This is a genomic window from Streptomyces sp. NPDC040405 (genome assembly GCF_055595765.1).
On sequence record NZ_JBVIVI010000003.1, the window covers coordinates 705,854 to 725,720 of the forward strand.

The following is a 19,867-nucleotide window of genomic DNA, read 5'->3' on the forward strand; positions in this document are numbered from 1 at the left end:
CGCCCCTCAGGCCACGAAGCTGTACGGGGGCAGCGGGCCGCGCAGCCGGAAGTCGTAGCCGTCCCCGTAGCCGTGCGCCAACTGCCGCGCGGCCTGCGAGAATTCCTCGGCACGCCCCCGCTCCACCAGGAACGAGGCGTTGAGGAAGTCGTCCCCGGCCGGGGACGACACCACCTTGCCGCGGGCCATCCCCGCCAGTCGGCCGACGACCTGCTCGGCGAGTCTCTGCTGCCGTGCCCCCAGCTGGCGGGCGATCAGTTCGCCGAGCGCCATCCGGTCCTCGTACGAACCCCCGCCGTCACGGGTGCGCTCGTTGAGGCGCCGCGCGTCGTCGGACTCGGTCAGCACCTCCCGCAGCAGGTCGTCCTGGGAGCGCGCCGCCTTCAGGTTGAACTCGGCGGTGGCGCTCAGCTCATCGAGGCCGCGGACGTACTCGTCGCGCTTGGCATCCAGCGCCGACCTGACCGCCGCCTCGTCGGGGGCGAGCAGCCCGAACCGCATCGGCAGCACCGCCCCGTCCGCCATCAGCCGCTCCTGGACCGTCTGATGGGCCGCGAGGTCGCGGCGCTTGGGGCGCAGGGCCTCCGGCGCCGGGCTCACCACGCCCGCCAGCGGGCCACTGGTCACCGCGCGCGGCGCGCCGGACACCCCGCCCACCGCGCGCAGCCCGTCCAGCCGCAGCGGATGGTCGGAGCGGGTGATCGCGTAGAGGTAGAGATGCATCACTTGTCCTTGTCGTCGTCGCCGCCGAACACATCGCCGATGGCATCGATGGCGCCGCTCAGCGCGCCCTGGGTCTTGCCCCGGGCACCGCCCTCGACGATGGTGCCGACGATGTCGCTGAGCTTGTCCGGGGCCTTGCGGCCGGACTCCAGGTCGAGGCGGTTGCACGCCTCGGCGAACCGCAGATAGGTGTCCACGCTGGCGATCACGATCCGAATGTCGATCTTCAGGATCTCGATTCCCACGAGGGAGACCCGGATGAAGACATCGATGACGAGGCCGCGGTCCAGAATGAGTTCAAGGATGTCGAAGAGGCTGCCGGTCCCTGAACCGGTCGAGGGTGTGGCTGGTACTCCGCCGCTCTGCGTCATGACGGTCACGTGTGGTCGTCCTCTCGCTCGCTCGGTCTGCCCGTGTGCTTGTACGGGCGGGACGGCACCCGTGTTCACCCCTGATCCGGGCGAAACATGTGCGGCGTACAACGAGGCGCGACGACGGACGCCCCGCGCCACCGGGAGGCGGTGGCGCGGGGCGCGAGCGGACGGGATCGGGGCGGACGGGGCGGCTAGCGGCCCCGGTCGAGCTGGCCGCGCGCGTAACGGCGCAGTCTTTCGTAGCCCAGGAGCATGCCCTGCGTATCGAGGGTCACCCGGTACGAGGCCATGATGGTCATGGTGTCCGGCACCCGCTCCAGCTCCACCACTTCCACATCGGCCAGCCATCCGTCCTGTGTCGGCTGCAGCGCGGATACGGACTCCGGAGCGGTGCCCAGCAACTCGCCGAGCTGCTGGGCCGCGCCACGCATCGCCTGGGCCGCGGGAACCCGGCGCGGCCGGTCGTTCGTCTCCGGGGTGTCCGGATCATTGCTCGTCATGGTCCTACCGTGCCAAGTCGGCGGAGGCTGTGGAGTGCGGATCGCCAAAGCGCCCGACCGGCAGATCCTCCAGCAAGGTGGCGAGCGCGCCGGTGACGAGCGCGCACACCTCGTCCGGATCGGCCTCGGCGAGCGATTCCTTGCCCACCACCACCCGCATCAGGCCGATGCCCAGCAGCCAGGAAAGCGCCAGGTCCGCGCGGAGTCCGCGGTCCTCGGAGCTGCTCAGGGTGGCCAGCACCCGGGCGTAGTCGTCCCCTATCTCGCGCGCCGCGGTACCGATCTCGTCGCCGCTGCCGACGGAGCGCAGCAAAGTGGCCAGCGCACGGTCCTGCCTGGCCCGGTCGCCGCGGCCGAGCATGCCGCGCAGCGCGGTCTCGAACAGCTCCCCGGGCGGGGTGGTGTGCAGCTGTTCCTGGCCATCGTGCGCCACCACCTCCCCGAACAGGGCCTTCTTCGAGCCGAAGTAGCGGAACAGCAGCGCCTGGTTGACCCCGGCGCGCTCCGCGATGTCGCGTACGGTGGCCCGTTCGTACCCCCGTTCGGCGAACAGGGCCGACGCCGCCTCCAGCAGCATCCGCCGGGTGCCCCGCGCGTCCCGCCGAGGTGTTTGCGGTGTGGTTCCACCCATCATCCACTCCTGTCGTCGGCCGACCGCCCCACCCCTCGCCACCTGTTCGTTCCGTCGGAGCGTCAGAACACCGGCCGAGAGGCGCCGTTGACCGTATCAAGGGGACCGCCCTAGCTTTGTAAGCACGTGCTTACGCCAGGGAGGTCACGATGACCACAGCGGAGACGACACCTATCGCCTATCCCTTCAACGACCCCGCGGGCCTGGATCTGTCCGCGGCCTACGAGGAAGCGCGCCACCGCCCCGGACTGCTCCGGGTGCGCCTGCGGTACGGCGAACCCGCCTGGCTGGCCACCCGGTACGCCGACGCCCGGCTGGTCCTCGGCGACCGGCGGTTCAGCCGCGCGGAGGCCCTGAAGCGGGACACACCGCGGCAGGGCGAGGGACAGATGGACGGCGGCATCCTGAGCATGGACCCGCCCGACCACACCCGGCTGCGCACCCTCGTGGCCAAGGCGTTCACCGTCCACCAGGTGGAGAAACTCCGGCCGTACGTCAGCGAGTTGACGCACTCGCTGCTGGACGAGCTGGAGGCCGCCGGACCGCCCGCCGACCTCGTGGACCGCTACGCCCTGCCCATCCCGGTCGCCGTCATCTGCCGGCTGCTGGGCGTGCCGGAGGAGGACCGGCCGAAGTTCCGGGTGTGGAGCGACGCCGCCCTGTCCACCAGCTCGCTGACCGCGGCGCAGTGGGAGGGCAACCGCGAGGAACTGCGCGCGTACATGGCCCGGTTGGTGCGGGAACACCGGGAAGCCCCGCGCGACGACATCATGACCTCCCTGATCGAGGCGCGGGACCAGGGCGACCGGCTCTCCGAGCTGGAACTCGTCGATCTGTGCGTCGGCATCCTCGTCGCCGGGCACGAGACCACGGCCACCCAGATCCCCAACTTCGTGATGGCGCTGCTCGACCACCCCGACGAGTTACGCCGACTGCGCGAGGAGCCCGAGCTGATCAAGGGCACCGTCGAGGAGCTGATGCGGTTCGTCCCGCTCGGCGTCGGCGCCTCCCAGGCCCGCTACGCCACCGAGGACATCGAGGTGGGCGGCACCCTGGTACGGGCCGGGGAACCCGTCCTGGTGGCCGTCGGCTCGGCCAACCGCGACGCCCTGCGCTTCGACGAACCGGGCAGGCTGAACGTCGCCCGCCCCGCCACCCAGCACCTGGGATTCGGCCACGGGGTGCACCACTGCCTGGGCGCGCCACTGGCCCGTCTGGAGCTGCAGGAGGCCCTCGGCGCGCTCGTCGGCCGCTTCCCGAACCTGCACCTGGCCGGGGACGTGGTGTGGAAGGACCAGATGCTGGTTCGGGGGCCGCGGGTCATGCCGGTGGGGTGGTGAGCCGGATGACGTGGAAGGCCGAGGTCGACGGCGGCCGGTGCATGGCGTCCGGCATGTGCGCCGGGATCGCGCCCGATCTGTTCGTCCTCGACGACGAGCGGGCGCGTCCGCTGAGCGGGGAGGTTCCGGAGGAAGAACGTGTGCTGGACGTGGCGGATTCCTGTCCGGCGATGGCCATCACCATCGTCGACGCGGCCGCGACGGTGGTCGGGCCGCGTCCCTGAGGGCTTACGGAGCGGAGGGCGGCGGGGAGGACGCGGCGGGCGGAGTGGTGACCCCGCCGGCCCCGCTCGCCGCCCCCGCCCCCAGCCCGGCACCGTTCACCACGTTCGGGTCGAGGCTCTGTTCGCCCCCGTTGTCCGCCGTGCTCACGGAGTTGGGCGGGGCCGTGGGCTTGGACGTGCCGACGATGAACGTGGGCTCGCCCGGGGCGGGCTGGGGCGGCTTGGTGAAGTCCGGACCCTGGGTCGGGGTGGTGGTGATCTGAGAGACGGCGGAGTCGAAGTTGACCATCCCCGTCTTCTCCATCTGGGTGATGTGGTCGAGCACGGTGTTGTTGGCCTGGACCGCGAGCCTGCGCACCAGCGAGTTCTTGGTGGTCTGCCGGATCTTGGCGATGGAGCTGAAGATCTGGCCGTGGGTAACGCGCAGGATGTTCGCGTAGTACGTGTCGAAGTCCTTGCCGGTCTTCGCGTTCATCGTGTCGATGAAGCCCTGCTGTTGTGGCGTGGGCTTGTTGGGCAGGACGATGCCGAGCTTGGGGGCGACGTCCCGGCTGATGGCGTCCAGCAGCTGATGGCCGTCGAGCAGGTGCTTGCCGGCGGTCTTGATCTGCTCGGTCGTCCCCTTCTGGAGCCCGATTTTTCCGGCCGGGTACTCCCACAGCCCGGCCAGCCGCACCTTGACCACGAAGTCCCTGTCGGCCCCGCTGAGCGGTCCGAACTGATTGTTCTGCATCTTCGAGAGGTTCGTGGCTGATTCCTGCGTCAGCCCCGTCATCACGGGGGAGACGATCACGGCGAGGGTGACCACTACCGAGCCGATGAGCAGTGAGGTGCCTGTCACAAAGTACCGTGATCGCATGGAGCCTCCTGGCGGGGACCGCTTGTCGTTGTACGGAGCAGTTGTCGCGTAGAGCCGGCGTCAGTTGATGGCCGACACCGGTGAATACGGACCGTTCACTTCCGTCGCTCAAACATCTTGCCGGTTTTTACCCGCTCTTGGGTGGACGCGCCCTGACCTGTGAGGTCGCTACGATCTCGGCGTGGCCCTCTTCCGCATCGAGCGTCCCTCGCCCCATTCCGCCGACGAGACCTGGCGGCGGCTGACCCAGTGGCAGCGGCACGGCGCGTACGTGCCGTTGAGCACCGTCGCCGTGCGGACCGAGGGGCCGACGCGGGTGGGGACGGTGGTGGTGGCACGCACCGGGGTGGGCCGGGCCGGGTTCGACGACCCCATGGAAGTGGTGCGCTGGGAGCCACCGGGCGGCGGACGGCCGGGATGCTGCCGACTGGAGAAGCGCGGCTCCGTGGTGCTGGGCTGGGCCGAGATCGAGGTCTGGGCCCGCGGGGAGCGGTCGTGCGTGGTCTGGCGGGAGGAGGCGCGGGTGGCGGGGCTGCCGCGGGTGCTGGACGCGCCGACCGCCCGGGCCGGGCGCCGGATCTTCGGCCGGGTGCTGCGCGGACTGCTGGAGGAGTGAGCCCCGGCCGGTTACCCCGCGCGCGTGGCGAAGGCGTCCGCGCGGATATGGGTCAGCGGAGTGGCGGCCACCCGGTACCGCCCGTTGGGCACCCGGCTCGACTTGGTGACGCGGACGGTGAGCGGGCCCGCCCACTCGTACCCGTGTTCCTCCGCGTGCCGCATCAGGCTGTCCGTCAGGGTCTGGCCCGCCTGCTTGCCGTGCCGGGACAGCTCCTCGTACACCTCGTCGGCCAGTTCGACGTCGTAGGCGTTGGGCACGACCACCCGGCTCGAACTGCACACCACCGCCTGGCTGTCGCATTCCTCTCGGAGGGCGCCCAGCAGTTCCACCGGCTCGGTGTGGAACACCTTGGCGAGCAGTGCGTCCTCGAAGCGCTCTATGGCTCGTTCGATCCGGGTGAATGTGTCCATGCTCACGCGGGTGCCCGAAAAGCAGCGGATGTATGTGCACGACTACGGTCGGCACATACATCCGCGCCCTGGGTGAGCATGGGGGAAAGTGCTCAGCCGGCGGCGCGGCTGAGCAGGGTCTTGACCCCGGTGGCGGTCAGCGTGACCGCTTCCGGGGCACCCGCGTCGATGGTCAGGGAAAGCTCCTCGGAGGGCCAGCCCTGAGCCAGCGCGCCCAGCGGCACCTGGTGGTAACGCTCGATCTGCGGCAGCGCCTGGTGCATGCGCTCCGGGGTGGTGAAGACGGGCACCAGCTGGGCGCCGTCCTCCTGCTGGAACACCGGCAGGGTCACCGCCTGCGGGTCGGTGTTCTCGGCACTCTCGGCGGCGGGAAGCAGTACCTCACTGCCGGCGAGGGTGTTCAGCGCGGACTCGTCGGCACGGTCCGCGGCCAGCTCGCTGAGGGCGTGCTGGGTGGCGGTAACGGCGTTGTCGTCGGGAAGAGCAGTCATGATTCCGTCCAAGATCGGTATGTGCGAGTGGCCGTGCCCGGGAGCGGGCGTCCTGGCCACGGCTGGCTCGAATACCCGGTTGTACGGCACTCACACATCCCGTGGCGGAGAGTTTTCGATGTACCGCTCAGGTTCCGCGATACGCCGTGTAGTTCCGGAAGAGCAGATAGGTGTCGAGGATGTCGGAGGACGCGCTCTCGACAGACCGGTAGATGCCCCACTTGGGCCGCTGGTAGTCGCCCTGGTCCGGCATCTTCACGTTCGACATGCTGCCCTGCACCGCGACCGGGGCGCCGGAACCGGTGCCGTTACGGGCCGTGAACGTGGCCTTGCCGCTGGACCCGATGGTCAGCTTCCACTCGATGGTGATCCACTTGTTGCGCAGCGGCGAGAGATCGGTGGCGGCGATGTCCGGCGAGCCGGAGTTGGCGTACGCCCGGGCCCGCAGCGTCTCCTTGCCGCCACTGCGGCCGAGGTCCAGCGTGAGGTACGGGCCGCCGTTGTCGACCGGGGTCTTGGTCTGGAAGATGTGCGTGAATTTGCTGGTGCCGTGCAGCGAGGACGGCATGTACATCTCGTACGAGAGGGTCCAGGTCTCCCCGTCCCGCATCTTCAGCTTCGTACCGCCCTGCACCATCCCCTTGGACTCGGTGCGCTGGCGGTCGCCGCCGCCGGTGGTGTCCCGGTCGTCCTTCCAGATGTTGAAGCGGTAGTGGTCGCCGCCTTCGATCACGACATAGTCCCGGTCGGGGTGCTGATTGCCGCGGTCGGCCTCGATGCCCTCGAAGGCTTTGAGTCCGACGCCGGACGGGCTGGGGTTCCAGACCAGTTGCGGCGCCCGGGCGGCCGCGGCGGCCGGGGAGGCGCCCGACGTCAGCTGCCCGAGGAGGGGCACGCCGACGGCCGTGGCGGTCATGGAGCCGAGTAACGTCCGACGACTGAAACCGCGTGGAGCAGAGTCTTCTGCCATGTGAGGTCCCTGTGGAGGAGGTCGGAGGAGCAGGGAAAGCGTCGATCCCGCCGGTATGCGCGGGCGTGGCGCGTACATACGATGGACTGGACCATTGGGGTCGTCAAGGCTCGCGACACGGTTATTCATCCCATGTCTTGGTAACGACCTCGGCGGCCGCTCCCGGAAGGGGAGCGGCCGCCGAGGCCGGAAACGCGCGCCGCGGACGCGAAACTGAGTGAATGTCAGATCGTGGCGGCGTCGATGACGAAGCGGTAGCGGACATCGCTGGAGAGCACCCGCTCGAACGCCGTGTTGATCTCCTCGGCCCGGATGGTCTCGATCTCGGCCCCCACCCCGTGCTCGGCGCAGAAGTCGAGCATCTCCTGCGTCTCGGCGATGCCGCCGATGAACGAACCGGCGAGGGTACGGCGGCCCATGACCACCGAGAAGAGGTTGAGCGAGATGGGCTCCTCCGGCAGGCCCACGTTCACCAGCGCGCCGTCCGTCTTCAGCAGCTTCAGGTACGCGCCGAAGTCCAGCGGCGCGGACACCGTGGACAGGATGATGTCGAAGCTCTCGTCCAGCTCCTCGAAGGTCTTCGGGTCGCTGGTCGCGTAGTAGTGGTCGGCGCCGAGCCGCAGCCCGTCGTCCTTCTTGCGCAGCGACTGGCTCAGTACGGTGACCTCGGCGCCCATCGCGTGCGCGAGCTTGACGGCGACGTGGCCGAGGCCGCCCATGCCGAGGACGGCGACCTTGCTGCCCGGCCCGGCGTTCCAGTGGCGCAGCGGGGAGTACGTGGTGACGCCCGCGCACAGCAGCGGGGCGGCCACGTCCAGCGGCAGCGCGTCCGGGATGCGCACGACGTAGTTCTCGTCGACGACGATGCCCGCGGAGTAGCCGCCGTAGGTGGTCTCGCCGTACTTGTCGGTGGCGGCGTACGTGGCGGTGTTGCCCTCGGCGCAGTACTGCTCCAGACCCTTGCGGCAGTTCTCGCAGCGGCGGCAGGAGTCCACGAAGCAGCCGACGCCCACCCGGTCGCCGACGGCGTACCGGGTGACACCGGACCCGACCTCGGTGACAACACCCGCGATCTCATGGCCCGGCACCAGCGGGAAGGGCACCTCGCTCCAGCCCTCGCGGACCTGGTGGATGTCCGAGTGGCAGATGCCCGAGTACTTGATGTCGATGACCACGTCGAACTCGCCGGCCGGGCGGCGCTCGATCGTGGTGCGCTCCAGCGGGGCCTTGGGGGCAGGTGCGGCGTACGCGGCAACGGTACTCATGGGGCGTATCTCTCCTTGCAGTGGTTCCGTGCCCGGCCGCCTTTGATTCCTTGGCCGAACACGATGGCAAGGGTGCCAAGGTGAGGCAGGAGTGGCCAAAAGTGCTATGAACCTGCGAGGATGGTGGCTAGCGGGGGAGGAACGCCCCGAGCGGGCCGCCGGTGGCGCCGACGACCCGCCGGGAAGCAGGAGAACGTCCCCGGTCAGACGGCTCCGCTCGGGCCCGTGGCGACCGGATCGGTGGCGTCGGCCGCGGCGTTCAGATCGCGGTTCAGGGTCTCCGGGGTCATCAGGGTCGTGAGGAGGCTCACCGCCGCGACCACCGACATATAGACCGCGACCGGTATCCAGGAGCCGGTGAACGCGGTGAGCAGGGCGCTGCAGAGCAACGGTGCGACGCCACCGCCGATCACCGACGAGAACTCCCGGCCCAGGGCGACCCCGGCGTAGCGGTAGCGGTTTCCGAACAGCTCGGGGAAGTAGCTCATGTGCACGCCGACCAGTCCCTGGCAGGCCAGGATGAAGCCGACCGCGACCGCCACCACGATGGCCACCTTCGAGCCGGAGTTCAGCGCGATGAACGTCGGGGCGGGCAGCAGCACCATGGCGCTGAGGATCAACGTACACACCGGGCGCCGTCCGATGCGGTCCGACAGGGTGCCGAACGCGATGGCCGCCACGCCGCCGCACAGGGAGCCCAGCAGCAGCACCTCGGGCACGAAGCTCTTCTCGACGCCCACGCTGGACACCAGGTAGGAGGCCATGAACACCTGGTAGGTGTACGACTGCGTGCTGACCCCGAAGTTCATGAGGATCACCAGCAGCAGGGGCTTGCGGCCGTGCTTGAAGACCTCCTTGACCGGTGAGGCGGGCCGCTCGTGCTGGGCCTTCAGCTCCTGGAACACCGGGCTCTCGTGCAGCTTGCGGCGCATGATCATGGCGGCCGCGGTCACCAGGATGCTGCTGGCGAAGACCACCCGCCAGCCCCAGGACATCAGGGCGTCATCGGGGAGTTGCTGGGCGAGCATCCAGGCCACCGCGCCCAGCGCGGTGCCGAGCGCCGCCCCCGTCATGACCAGGGATGACAACCTGCCGCGCCGCCCTGGGGCGGCCGTTTCGGTGAGCAAGGTGGCGCCTCCGGCCTGCTCGGCGCCCGCGCCGAAGCCCTGGGCCATGCGGCAGATCAGCAGCAGGATCGGGGCGAGGATGCCCACCGTTCCGTACGTCGGGAGCAGACCGATGGCGAGGGTGGAGCCGCCCATCAGGAAGAGGGTGGCGATCAGTACCCACTTGCGGCCCAGGCGGTCCCCGAAACGGGAGAAGAAGAGCCCGCCCAGCGGCCGGGCGGCGAAGCCGACGGCGTAGGTGCTGAAGCTGGCGAGCAGGCCCACGGACGCCGAGACATTGGGGAAGAACAGATCGCTGAAGATCAGCGCCGAGGCGGTGCCGTAGATGACGAAGTCGTACTGTTCGAGCGCGGTGCCGACCAGACCGGCCCAGGCCGCGCGGCGTACCGCTTGTGGGTCGGCGGGCGGCTCACCGGGCGGGGCGGTGGCGGGTGGCGGGGGAGTGGCGGTGTTGCTCTCCATGATCCATGCCTCCTTGAACGGATCGGTTCCGGAGCGGAATCGGGCAGGGCGAAGCAGGGGCAGTGGCGGGGACGGGGGACGAAGGGGGAGGGGACGGGGGTTTCAGGGGGCCCTGAACGGGCCTTACCGGGAGCCGCAGGCGTCGGCCGCCGCCGCGGCGGGGCCGTGCCGGACGATGAGGTCGATGAGTTCGGCGATCCGGGCGACGAAGGCCGGATGGTCCGTCAGGCCGTCGCCGAGCAGCCCGCTCTCCAATACGGCCTCGACGAACGCGGTACGGGGCCCGGCGGGCGCGCGCCGGGCGAGATCGGCGAGCGGTTCGCGCGCCGGATCGGCCATGGCGGCCGCCTGGGGCCCGGGTGAGAAGCCGGACGGCGGTGCCACACAGCACAGATACGCGGCCACGGTCAGCGCCAGATGGTGGGGCATCCGCCCGGCCCGCAGATGGAGCAGGGCCGGTTCCGGCACCCGCTGGCGGAGCTTGACCGAGCCGTCCGAGCCGACCTGCCGGGTGCGGTGGCCCAGCGCGGTGTTGGCCCAGCGGTCGAACAACTGCCGTATGTAGTCCTCCAGTTGGATGTCGGCGGGCACGGTGAGGCTCGGCAGATAGTCGTCGTGGAGCACCTGGCGCGCGGCCTCGGCGACGAACGGCCGGGCGATGGCGTCCGGGATGGTCTCCCGCCCGTCCAGCGCGCCGAGATAGGCGATGAGCGAATGGGTGCCGTTGAGCAGCCGCAGCTTCAGCAGCTCGTACGGTTCCACATCGTCCGTGAACAGCGCCCCGCCGTGTTCCCAGCGCGGGCGGCCCGCGGCGAAGCGGTCCTCCATGACCCACATGGAGAAGGGTTCGGCCGGTACGGGGACGGCGTCGCGCACCCCGAGGCGGTCGGCGACCGCGTCACGGTACACATCGGTGGTGGCGGGGACGATCCGGTCGACCATGGAGCTGGGGAACGTCACCGAACGCGTCAGCCACGGCAGCAGCTCCTCGCGTTCCGCCGCCGGAAGCGCCTCGGCGAACTCGTGCACCAGCCGCCGGGTCTGGGATCCGTTGCCCACCAGGTTGTCGCAGCTGAGGACCGTCAGCGGCCGGGCATGGGTGCGTACGCGGCGCTGCAGCCCGCGCACGATCCGCCCGATGGTGGTCCGGGGCGGGCCGTCACCGCGCAGATCGGCCCGTACCGCCGGGGAGTCGAGATCGAGTCCATGGGTGCGCGGGGAGAAGGTGTAGCCGTGCTCGGTTACGGTGAGGGTGACGATGGCCGTGCCGGGCGCGGCCAGCGCGTCCTGGACCTCTTCCGGCTGTTCCGCGGCCACCAGCGCCCCGGTGTGCACCGCGGGCACGGTGACCCGTGTGCCGGAGGGGGAGATCTCCACCACCGCGTAGCGCAGTTGCTGCTCGCGCAGCGCCCGGGCCACCGTGGCCGAGCGGCCCGCGACCCCGAGAATGCCCCAGGGGCCGTCGGTGTGGTCCAGCGCGGCCGCGGTGTGCACGGCCTGGTGGGCGCGGTGGAAGTTGCCGAGCCCCAGATGCACGATGCCGGTCTCGGTGGGCGGCCGCCTCGGTGTGAGGACGGACGCGGTGGTGGTGCGGTCGAGGCGCGGCAGACGCGCCGGGGTGGCCAATGCCGAGGGCTGCCTGGTCATTCGGGGAGTCCTCACCAATCCGTCATCGAGCCGTCGCGCCGTCGCGCGACCGGCAGGTAGGCGGGTTCGTACGGGAAGCGGGCGGCGACCGTTTCGTCCACCTCGACGCCGAGGCCGGGCCGGTCGCCCGGGTGCAGATGGCCGTCGGCGTAGGACCACGCGTGCCCGAACACCTCGTGCACGACGGGCTCGTAGCCCATGTACTCCTGGATGGCGAAGTTCGGCGTGGCCAGTCCCACGTGCAGCGACGCGGCCAGCGCCACCGGGGACACGTCCGAGGGGCCGTGCGGGCCGAGCTGTATCTGCCAGATCTCGGCGAGGGCCGCGATCCGCCGCAGATGGCTGATCCCGCCCGCGTGGCTCACACAGGTCCGTACGTAGTCGATCAGCTGCTCGGTGATCAGCGACTGGCATTCCCAGACGGTGTTGAACACCTCGCCGATCGCCAGCGGCACGGTGGTGTGCTGCCGCACATGCCGCAGCACCTGCTGGTTCTCCGCGGGGGTGACGTCCTCCAGCCAGAACAGGTCCACTTCCTCCAGCGCGCGGCCGAGCCGGGCGGCCTGGCCGGGGGTGAGGCGGTGGTGTACGTCGTGCAGCAGCTTCAGCTCGGGCCCGACATGGTCCCGTACGGAGGCCAGGACCTTCGGCGCGTGGCGGAGGTAGGCGTCGGTGTCCCACACCTCCTCCACCGGGGCGGCGCCGCGCCCGGCCGGTTCGTACCCCAGGCCGCCACGGCTCACCCCGTACACCGTGTCCAGACCGGGGACACCGCTCTGCGCCCGCACCGCGCGGAAGCCCTCCTCGCGCCGGGCGTCGATCGAGTCCAGCAGCTGCGGCACGTCCCAGCCGGTGGCATGGGTGTAGGTGAGGATCCGGTCGCGGACGGCGCCGCCCAGCAGTTGGTAGACGGGCTGGCCGGTGGTCTTGCCCTTGATGTCCCACAGCGCCATGTCCACCGCGCCGATGGACGTCATCGTCACCGGGCCGCGCCGCCAGTAGACCCCGCGGTAGAGGTACTGCCAGGTGTCCTCGATCCGCGCCGGGTCGCGGCCGATGAGCAGCGGCGCCACATGCTCCCGTAGATACGAGGCGACGGCCAGCTCACGGCCGTTGAGCGTGGCGTCGCCCCAGCCCACGAGCCCTTCGGCGGTGGTGATCTTGAGCGTGACGAAGTTACGGCCGGGGCTGGTCACCAGCACCTCGGCGGCGGCGATGGTGTCGGTGCGGGGCGTCGCGCTCATCGGGCCACCGCCACCACGTTGCGCAGCGGCTCGCCCGCGGCCAGCCGGCCGATGTTGGCGGTGATGTCGGCGGCGCGGCGGCTGAAGGTCTGGCGGGTGAGGCCGGAGGAGTGCGGAGTCATCAGTACGTTGTCCAGCGATTCGAAGGGATGCTTGCCGGGGGCGCCGGTGTGTCCGCCCGCCGGGTACCGGTACCAGACGTCGAGCGCCGCGGCCCCGATGGTGTGGGTGCTCAATGCCTCGTACAGCGCGTCCTCGTCCACGACGGGACCGCGTCCGACATGGACCAGCACCGCGGACGGGCCCATCCGGGACAGCTCGGCCTCGCCGATGAGCCCGGTGGTCTCCGGTGTGAGCGGCGCCGACACCACGACCACGTCGGAGGTGTCCAGCAGCGCGCCGAGGTCGTCGATGGTCCCGGCCCAGGCCAGCCCCTCGGCCGCCGCGTCCACCTCGCCCCGCCGGGTGACCGCCGCCCCGCGGGCGCCGAATGCCCGGAACCCCTGCCAGCAGCGGGCCCCGATGTGGCCGAAGCCGACGAAGCCGACGGTGGCCGCGGACAGCGAGTCCATCCAGGGGGAGTGCGGATCGTGTGCGGGGGAGTCCCACACCCCGCGGCGCAGCGCCTGATGCTGGCGCAGAAAGCCACGGCGCAGCAGGATCGCGGCCGATACGGCGTATTCGGCGATCGCCTCCTCGTGGTGGAAGGTGTTGGCCAGTTGGGTCCCGGGCGGCAGCGCGGGCAGGTCGATCTTGTCCGTCCCCGCACCGGCCGTGTGGACCAGCCGGAGCCGGGTGGCGAGGGCGGCCGTACGGGCGGTGCACTGCCCCGCCACCAGCACGTCCGCGTGCGGCACCGCGGCGTCGACCGCCTCGGCGTCCCGGGGATCGGGCCAGCTGACGACCGTACCCGCCGGAAGGGCGGCCTCGAACTCGGCGCGCAGCGGATGGAGATTGGCGTCGGCGACCACCACGGTCAGTGGCTCGGTGGTCATGGGGTGTCCTTCCCCGCCGCCACCGCGGCACCCTCGAGGACGGAGTGTGCCGGGCCGGTGGACCCGCGCACGATGAGCTGGGTGGGCAGCCGCAGGGTGCGGGGCATCTGCCGCTCGCCGCCGAGGACCTGCCCCAGCAGCTCGTGGCTGAGCGCCCCGGCCCGGGCCATCGGCACCGCGATGCTGGTCAGGGACGGCTGTGCCACTTCGGCGAAGGGGATGTCGTCGACGCCGATGACGCTCAGCCGCTCGGGAACGCTCAGCCCCAGCGCCCGGGCGCCGGAGATCACGCCCAGGGCCATCAGGTCGTTGTGCGTGATCACGGCGGACGCCCCGGATGCCATGACGCTCGCCGCGGCGGCCGTGCCGCCCGCCACCGTCTCCGACTGCCAGCCCAGCAACTCCAGCTCCAGCCCGGCGCGTTCGGTCTCGGACCGGATCAGCGCGACCCGGTGGGAGTTGGACCAGGAGCGCTGCATGCCCTGTACGTAGGCGATCCGCCGATGGCCGAGCGCGGCCAGGTATTCCACGGCCTGGCGCATCCCGTGGGCGGCGTCGGCGATCACACAGTCGGCGCCCGCGGTCTCCCGGTTGACCAGCACGACGGGGGTCCGTCCGCACAGGTCCAGGACCTCGTCCGCCTCCAGCCGGGGCGAGCACACGATCAGCCCGTCCGCCTGCCCCGTCATGTGCGCGATCACCTCGCGCTCCCGGTCCGGGCTCAGATCGGTGTCGGCGAGCACGACGGTCTGCCGGCGGCGCCAGCCCTCGCCCTGGGCGGCCTTCACGAAGGCCCCGAAGACCGGGTTGGCGATGTCGGGGACGACGACGGCGACGGTGGCGGTCTCCGTGTCGGCGGGGGCCTCGGCGGCACGTGCCACCGGGGGTTCGTATCCCAGCTCTTGTGCGACGGTCAGGATCTTGCGCAAGGTCTGCGGTCCGAGCCGGTCCGGGTTGCTGAACGCCCGGGAGGCCGTGGACAGCGCCACATTGGCGCTCTTGGCGACCTCGGTGAGGGTGGGGGCCATGGCGGCCCGCTACCGGTACGAGAAGGGGGTGCGGGTGAACGACATAGTGCATGGTGTTCACCGTTGTGCAACCTTGTCAACGCTTGCCGAAGTATTGGCAAGGCCCCGGTCCGGTGGTCTGAATCTTCCACCGGACCGGGGCCGTGAGGCTCTGCCTCAGCCGAGGTCGACCAGCAGATCACCGCCCTCCACCTGCTGGATGGTGTTGATGGCCACCCGGGAGACCCGGCCGGCCTTCGGCGCGGCGATGGTGGCCTCCATCTTCATCGCCTCGATGGTGGCCACGGTGGCGCCCGCCTCGACCTGGTCGCCCTCGGCGACGGTCAGCGTCACCACCCCGGCGAACGGCGCGGCCACATGGCCCGGCTTGCTCTTGTCGGCCTTCTCGGTGGCGGGGATGTCGGAGGCCGCGGAGGTGTCCCGGACCTGGATCGGGCGCAGCTGGCCGTTCAGGGTGGACATCACCGTACGCATGCCACGTTCGTCGGCCTCGCCGATGGCCTCCAGCTCGATGAGCAGCCGCACCCCGGGCTCGAGGTCCACCGCGTACTCCTTCCCCGGGCGGATCCCGTAGAAGAAGTCCTTGCTGTCCAGCACGCTGGTGTCGCCGAACGTCTCCCGGTGGGTCTCGAACTCCTTCGTCGGGCCGGGGAACAGCAGCCGGTTCAGGGTCCGGCGCCGGTCGTCGGCGAGGTGCTGCCGGTCCTCGGCGGACAGCTCCTCCGTCGTGGGCCTCGCCTCCGCGCGGCCCTCCAGCGCCTTGGTGCGGAAGGGCTCCGGCCAGCCGCCGGGCGGGTTGCCCAGCTCGCCGCGGAGGAAGCCGATCACCGAGTCCGGGATGTCGAACTTGTTGGGCTCGGCCTTGAAGTCCTCCGGCGACACCCCGGCGCCCACCAGGTGCAGCGCGAGGTCGCCGACGACCTTCGAGGACGGGGTGACCTTGACCAGGTGGCCGAGCATGCGGTCGGCGGCGGCGTACATCGCCTCGATGTCCTCGAACCGGTCGCCGAGGCCGAGCGCGATGGCCTGGGTGCGCAGGTTGGACAGCTGGCCGCCGGGGATCTCGTGGTGGTACACGCGCCCGGTCGGGGAGGCGAGGCCCGCCTCGAAGGGGGCGTAGACCTTGCGCACGCTCTCCCAGTACGGCTCCAGCCCGCCGATCGCCTCCAGATCGAGCCCGGTGGGCCGCTCGGAGTGGTCGGTGGCGGCCACGATCGCCGACAGCGAGGGCTGCGAGGTGGTGCCCGCCATGGAGGCCACCGCCCCGTCCACCGCGTCCGCACCGGCCTGGATCGCGGCCAGATAGGTGGCGAGCTGTCCGCCCGCGGTGTCATGGGTGTGGATGTGCACCGGCAGGTCGAACTCCCGGCGCAGGGCGGACACCAGCTTCGCGGCGGCCGGGGCGCGCAGCAGCCCCGCCATGTCCTTGATGGCCAGCACATGCGCGCCCGCGTCCACGATCTGCTCGGCGAGCCGCAGATAGTAGTCCAGCGTGTACAGCTTCTCCGACGGATCGGACAGGTCGCTGGTGTAGCACAGCGCCACTTCGGCGACCGCGGTACCGGTGTCGCGCACCGCCTCGATGGCGGGCCGCATCTGCCCGATGTCGTTGAGCGCGTCGAAGATCCGGAAGATGTCGATGCCGGTGGCGGTGGCCTCGTGGACGAAGGCGTCCGTCACCTCGGTCGGGTACGGGGTGTATCCGACGGTGTTGCGCCCGCGCAGCAGCATCTGGAGGCAGATGTTGGGCACCGCCTCGCGCAGCGCGGCCAGCCGCTCCCACGGGTCCTCGGCGAGGAACCGCAGCGCCACGTCGTAGGTGGCGCCGCCCCAGCACTCCAGCGACAGCAGCTCCGGCACGGTGTGCGCCACCGCCGGGGCCACGGCGAGGAGGTCCTTGGTGCGGACGCGGGTGGCCAGCAGCGACTGGTGTGCGTCCCGGAAGGTGGTGTCGGTGACGCCGATCCGCGGCGACTCGCGCAGCCACCGCGCGAAACCCTCCGGGCCCAGCTCGGTGAGGGTCTGCTTGGACCCGGCGGGCGGCGCCGTGTCGGGCACCCGCGGCAGCTTCCCGGCCGCCTCGATCAGCTGGGGCCGCGGGCCGTGCGGCTTGTTGACGGTGACGTCGGCGAGATAGGTGAGCAGCTTGGTGCCGCGGTCGGCGGAGTGCCGCGCGGTCAGCAGATGCGGCCGCTGCTCGATGAACGACGTGGTGACGCGCCCGGCCTGGAAGTCCGGATCGTCCAGCACGGCCTGGAGGAACGGAACGTTGGTGGACACCCCGCGAATACGGAACTCCGCCACCGCGCGCCGGGCCCGCCCGATGGCGTGGTCGAAGTCGCGGCCCCGGCAGGTCAGCTTCACCAGCATCGAGTCGAAGTGGGCGCTGATCTCGGCACCGGCGTGGGTGGTGCCGCCGTCGAGGCGGATGCCCGAGCCGCCCGGCGAGCGGTAGGCGCTGATCATGCCGATGTCCGGGCGGAAGCCGTTGGCCGGGTCCTCGGTGGTGATCCGGCACTGCAGCGCGGCGCCGCGCAGATAGACGGTGTCCTGCGACAGACCGAGGTCCGGCAGGGTCTCCCCGCCCGCGATCCGCATCTGGGACTGCACGAGGTCGACATCGGTGATCTCCTCGGTCACCGTGTGCTCGACCTGGATCCGCGGGTTCATCTCGATGAAGACATGGTTGCCGTCACGGTCCAGCAGGAATTCCACCGTGCCCGCGTTGCGGTAGCCGATCTCCCGGGCGAACTTCACCGCGTCCCCGCAGATCCGCTCCCGCAGCTCCGGGTCGAGGTGGGGCGCGGGCGCCATCTCGATGACCTTCTGGTGGCGGCGCTGGAGCGAACAGTCCCGCTCGAACAGGTGCATGACATTGCCCTCGCCATCGGCGAGGATCTGCACCTCGATATGGCGGGGCTCGACGACCGCCTTCTCCAGGAAGACCGTCGGATCGCCGAACGCCGACTCGGCCTCGCGGGCCGCCGCCTCGATCGACTCGCGCAGCAGCCGGGGCTCCTCGACCCGCCGCATCCCGCGCCCGCCACCGCCCGCGACGGCCTTGACGAACACCGGGAAGCCCAGCTCCTCCGCCGCCCGCACCAGCTCGTCCACATCCGAGGAGGGCTCCGAGGAGCCGAGCACCGGCACCCCCGCGGCCCGCGCGGCGGCCACCGCCCGCGCCTTGTTGCCGGTCAGCTCCAGGGTCTCCGCGCTCGGCCCGACGAACGTGATCCCCGCTTCCTCGCACGCCCGTGCGAGGTCGGGGTTCTCGGACAGAAAACCGTATCCGGGGTAAACGGCGTCGGCCCCGGCCCGCCGCGCCGCGCCGACGATCTCCTCGACGGACAGATAGGCCCGTACCGGATGGCCCGGCTCACCGATCTCGTACGCCTCATCGGCCTTGAGCCGGTGCAGCGAGTTGCGGTCCTCGTGCGGAAACACCGCGACGGTTCTCGACCCCAGCTCATAGCCGGCGCGGAACGCTCGGATGGCGATCTCTCCACGGTTGGCGACCAGCACCTTGCGGAACATGTCCCAATCCCTTCTTACTGCCCGTCCTACTGCCCGGTACGAACACAGGTTGCCCGCGACACTACTGCTGCCCAGCGCGCCGGAGGGCACCCTTGTGATCCAGTTCGCACCTCGGGCATGGTGCCCGGGGGACCGAACGGCGTTCCCCGGGAGATTCCGCAGGCCGCCGCCGAGGAGGATCATCGTGAGTGCCCCGTCGTCCGCACCCCATCAGGCCCCGCCCTATCCCAGGCAGCGCGCCAACTACGTCGACCCCCCGCCCACGCTGATCACCGGCCCCGCCGTCAGCCCGCTCCGGTTCGTCGGCGGCAGTACGGGATGGCTGGTCACCGGATACCAGGAGGCCCGGGAGGTGCTGCGGGACCCGCGCTTCAGCGCCGAGCGGTGGCGCGGCGACGACACGGTGCGGCCCATCTCGCAGACCGTCCGGGACAACCGCGGCAACGGTCCGGGGTCGTTTCTGGCCATGGACGCCCCCGAACACAGTCACTATCGCGGGTTACTCACCCGCTACTTCACCGTACGGCGGATGCGCGCCCTCGAACCCCGTATCGACGGCATCGTCACCGACTGTCTGGACGCCCTGGAGGGCGCCGGAAAACCGGCCGATCTGGTGGAACACTTCGCGCTGCCGGTCCCCTCGCTGGTGATCTGCGAAATGCTCGGCGTGCCCTACGCGGAGCGCGAGACCTTCCAGCGGGCCAGCGCGCAGATCCTGGTCCAGGATCAGTCCGGCGGCCAGTTCGACCAGGGAATGCGCACGATCACCACGTTCCTCGGCGAACTGACCGCCGCCAAGCGGCGCGCTCCCCAGGACGATCTGATCTCGTATCTCACCTCCGTCGGCGAGCTGTCCGACGTCGAGATCATCAACATGGCGGCGCTGCTGCTGATCGCCGGTCACGAGACCACCACCAACATGCTCAGCCTCGGCACCTTCACCCTGCTCCAGAACCCCGAGCAGATGCGGCGGCTGCGCGAGGACGACGCGCTGGTGCCCGGCGCGGTCGAGGAGCTGCTGCGCTACCTGAGCATCGTCAACGCCTTCCCGGTCCGGATCGCGCTGGAGGACGTCGAGATCGGCGGCGTCACCGTCACGGCGGGCCAGAGCGTCGCGGTCTCGGTCCCGGCCGCGAACCGGGACCCCGCGCTGGTGGACGATCCCCAGGCGCTCGACGTCGGCCGCCCCCGCAGCAGCCACCTGGCGTTCGGATACGGCATCCACCAGTGCCTCGGCGCGAACCTGGCCCGGATCGAGCTGGCGGCGGGCTACCGCGGACTGCTCGGCCGGTTCCCCGACCTCGCGCTCGCGGTGGCGCCGGAGGAGGTGCCGATGCGCAGCGACATGGTCATCTACGGGGCCCACGAGCTGCCCGTCACCTGGTGACCGGCGGCCTCGGTTGACAAAATGTGTTGCCGCACCG

General features: G+C 70.8%; 19 protein-coding genes. 4 read left to right on the top strand and 15 right to left on the bottom strand.

Translation table 11 applies throughout. The annotated features are described in order from the left end of the window. Positions 1–6 precede the first annotated feature (6 nt). From ACZ59A_RS16680 to ACZ59A_RS16695, 4 genes are all read right to left on the bottom strand, one after another. A complete protein-coding gene (locus ACZ59A_RS16680; protein WP_470959119.1) occupies positions 7–723 on the bottom strand; it encodes a GvpL/GvpF family gas vesicle protein in 717 nt (238 codons plus the stop codon). After that, positions 723–1,103: a gas vesicle structural protein GvpA gene (locus ACZ59A_RS16685; RefSeq protein ID WP_470959121.1), complete on the bottom strand. Its 381-nt coding sequence runs from the start codon at positions 1,101–1,103 to the stop codon at positions 723–725. The genes ACZ59A_RS16680 and ACZ59A_RS16685 overlap by 1 nt, the downstream gene beginning before the upstream one ends. A 185-nt stretch (positions 1,104–1,288) precedes the next feature. Further along, on the bottom strand, positions 1,289–1,597 hold the full coding sequence (locus tag ACZ59A_RS16690; RefSeq protein WP_470959124.1) for a gas vesicle protein GvpO: 309 nt from the start codon (positions 1,595–1,597) through the stop codon (positions 1,289–1,291). Positions 1,598–1,601: 4 nt separating this feature from the next. After that, positions 1,602–2,228 carry a TetR/AcrR family transcriptional regulator gene (locus ACZ59A_RS16695; protein ID WP_470959127.1) on the bottom strand — a complete coding sequence of 209 codons (627 nt, stop codon included), beginning with the start codon at positions 2,226–2,228 and terminating at the stop codon, positions 1,602–1,604. 149 nt (positions 2,229–2,377) lie between these two features. Between ACZ59A_RS16695 and ACZ59A_RS16700 the strand changes: the two genes are divergently transcribed. Together ACZ59A_RS16700 and ACZ59A_RS16705 are read left to right on the top strand one after the other, a co-directional pair. Beyond that, entirely contained in the window at positions 2,378–3,568 is a 1,191-nt protein-coding gene (locus tag ACZ59A_RS16700; protein WP_470959130.1) for a cytochrome P450, read from the top strand. 5 nt (positions 3,569–3,573) lie between these two features. Then, positions 3,574–3,792, top strand: coding sequence for a ferredoxin (locus ACZ59A_RS16705; protein ID WP_468045474.1), 219 nt, complete (start codon positions 3,574–3,576; stop codon positions 3,790–3,792). Between the two features lie 4 nt (positions 3,793–3,796). Here ACZ59A_RS16705 and ACZ59A_RS16710 read toward each other — a convergent pair whose 3' ends face one another. Beyond that, positions 3,797–4,651, bottom strand: coding sequence for a DUF4142 domain-containing protein (locus ACZ59A_RS16710; protein WP_468045476.1), 855 nt, complete (start codon positions 4,649–4,651; stop codon positions 3,797–3,799). 181 nt (positions 4,652–4,832) lie between these two features. Between ACZ59A_RS16710 and ACZ59A_RS16715 the strand changes: the two genes are divergently transcribed. Further along, positions 4,833–5,267, top strand: coding sequence for an SRPBCC family protein (locus ACZ59A_RS16715; protein ID WP_470959134.1), 435 nt, complete (start codon positions 4,833–4,835; stop codon positions 5,265–5,267). 11 nt (positions 5,268–5,278) lie between these two features. Here the strand turns inward: ACZ59A_RS16715 and ACZ59A_RS16720 are convergent, their stop codons facing one another. The 10 genes from ACZ59A_RS16720 to ACZ59A_RS16765 form a co-directional block, all read right to left on the bottom strand. After that, positions 5,279–5,680 (bottom strand): DUF3662 domain-containing protein, encoded by a 402-nt coding sequence (locus ACZ59A_RS16720; RefSeq protein ID WP_470959137.1) that lies wholly within the window; start codon positions 5,678–5,680, stop codon positions 5,279–5,281. A 92-nt stretch (positions 5,681–5,772) separates the two neighbouring features. Beyond that, a complete protein-coding gene (locus ACZ59A_RS16725; RefSeq protein ID WP_398291880.1) occupies positions 5,773–6,171 on the bottom strand; it encodes an SseB family protein in 399 nt (132 codons plus the stop codon). Between the two features lie 127 nt (positions 6,172–6,298). Then, positions 6,299–7,087, bottom strand: coding sequence for a hypothetical protein (locus ACZ59A_RS16730; protein WP_470959140.1), 789 nt, complete (start codon positions 7,085–7,087; stop codon positions 6,299–6,301). A gap of 278 nt (positions 7,088–7,365) precedes the next feature. Continuing rightward, positions 7,366–8,406 (bottom strand): NAD(P)-dependent alcohol dehydrogenase, encoded by a 1,041-nt coding sequence (locus tag ACZ59A_RS16735; RefSeq protein ID WP_470959142.1) that lies wholly within the window; start codon positions 8,404–8,406, stop codon positions 7,366–7,368. A 203-nt stretch (positions 8,407–8,609) separates the two neighbouring features. Beyond that, complete coding sequence (locus ACZ59A_RS16740; RefSeq protein ID WP_470959145.1) at positions 8,610–9,995, bottom strand: MFS transporter; 1,386 nt, start codon at positions 9,993–9,995, stop codon at positions 8,610–8,612. A 123-nt stretch (positions 9,996–10,118) separates the two neighbouring features. Further along, positions 10,119–11,642, bottom strand: a complete 1,524-nt coding sequence (locus ACZ59A_RS16745) for a mannitol dehydrogenase family protein (RefSeq protein ID WP_470959149.1) — start codon at positions 11,640–11,642, stop codon at positions 10,119–10,121. Between the two features lie 11 nt (positions 11,643–11,653). Continuing rightward, positions 11,654–12,886 carry a D-mannonate dehydratase ManD gene (gene manD / locus ACZ59A_RS16750; protein ID WP_470959152.1) on the bottom strand — a complete coding sequence of 411 codons (1,233 nt, stop codon included), beginning with the start codon at positions 12,884–12,886 and terminating at the stop codon, positions 11,654–11,656. Continuing rightward, complete coding sequence (locus ACZ59A_RS16755) at positions 12,883–13,881, bottom strand: 2-hydroxyacid dehydrogenase (protein ID WP_470959155.1); 999 nt, start codon at positions 13,879–13,881, stop codon at positions 12,883–12,885. The genes manD and ACZ59A_RS16755 overlap by 4 nt, the downstream gene beginning before the upstream one ends. Beyond that, positions 13,878–14,909 carry a LacI family DNA-binding transcriptional regulator gene (locus ACZ59A_RS16760; RefSeq protein ID WP_470959158.1) on the bottom strand — a complete coding sequence of 344 codons (1,032 nt, stop codon included), beginning with the start codon at positions 14,907–14,909 and terminating at the stop codon, positions 13,878–13,880. Before ACZ59A_RS16760 ends, ACZ59A_RS16755 begins: the two co-directional genes overlap by 4 nt. A gap of 156 nt (positions 14,910–15,065) precedes the next feature. Continuing rightward, positions 15,066–18,443 (bottom strand): pyruvate carboxylase, encoded by a 3,378-nt coding sequence (locus tag ACZ59A_RS16765; protein ID WP_470959161.1) that lies wholly within the window; start codon positions 18,441–18,443, stop codon positions 15,066–15,068. A gap of 184 nt (positions 18,444–18,627) precedes the next feature. Here ACZ59A_RS16765 and ACZ59A_RS16770 point away from each other — a divergent pair, with 184 nt between their 5' ends. Further along, positions 18,628–19,830, top strand: coding sequence for a cytochrome P450 (locus tag ACZ59A_RS16770; protein ID WP_468045498.1), 1,203 nt, complete (start codon positions 18,628–18,630; stop codon positions 19,828–19,830). The last annotated feature ends 37 nt before the right edge of the window (positions 19,831–19,867 follow it).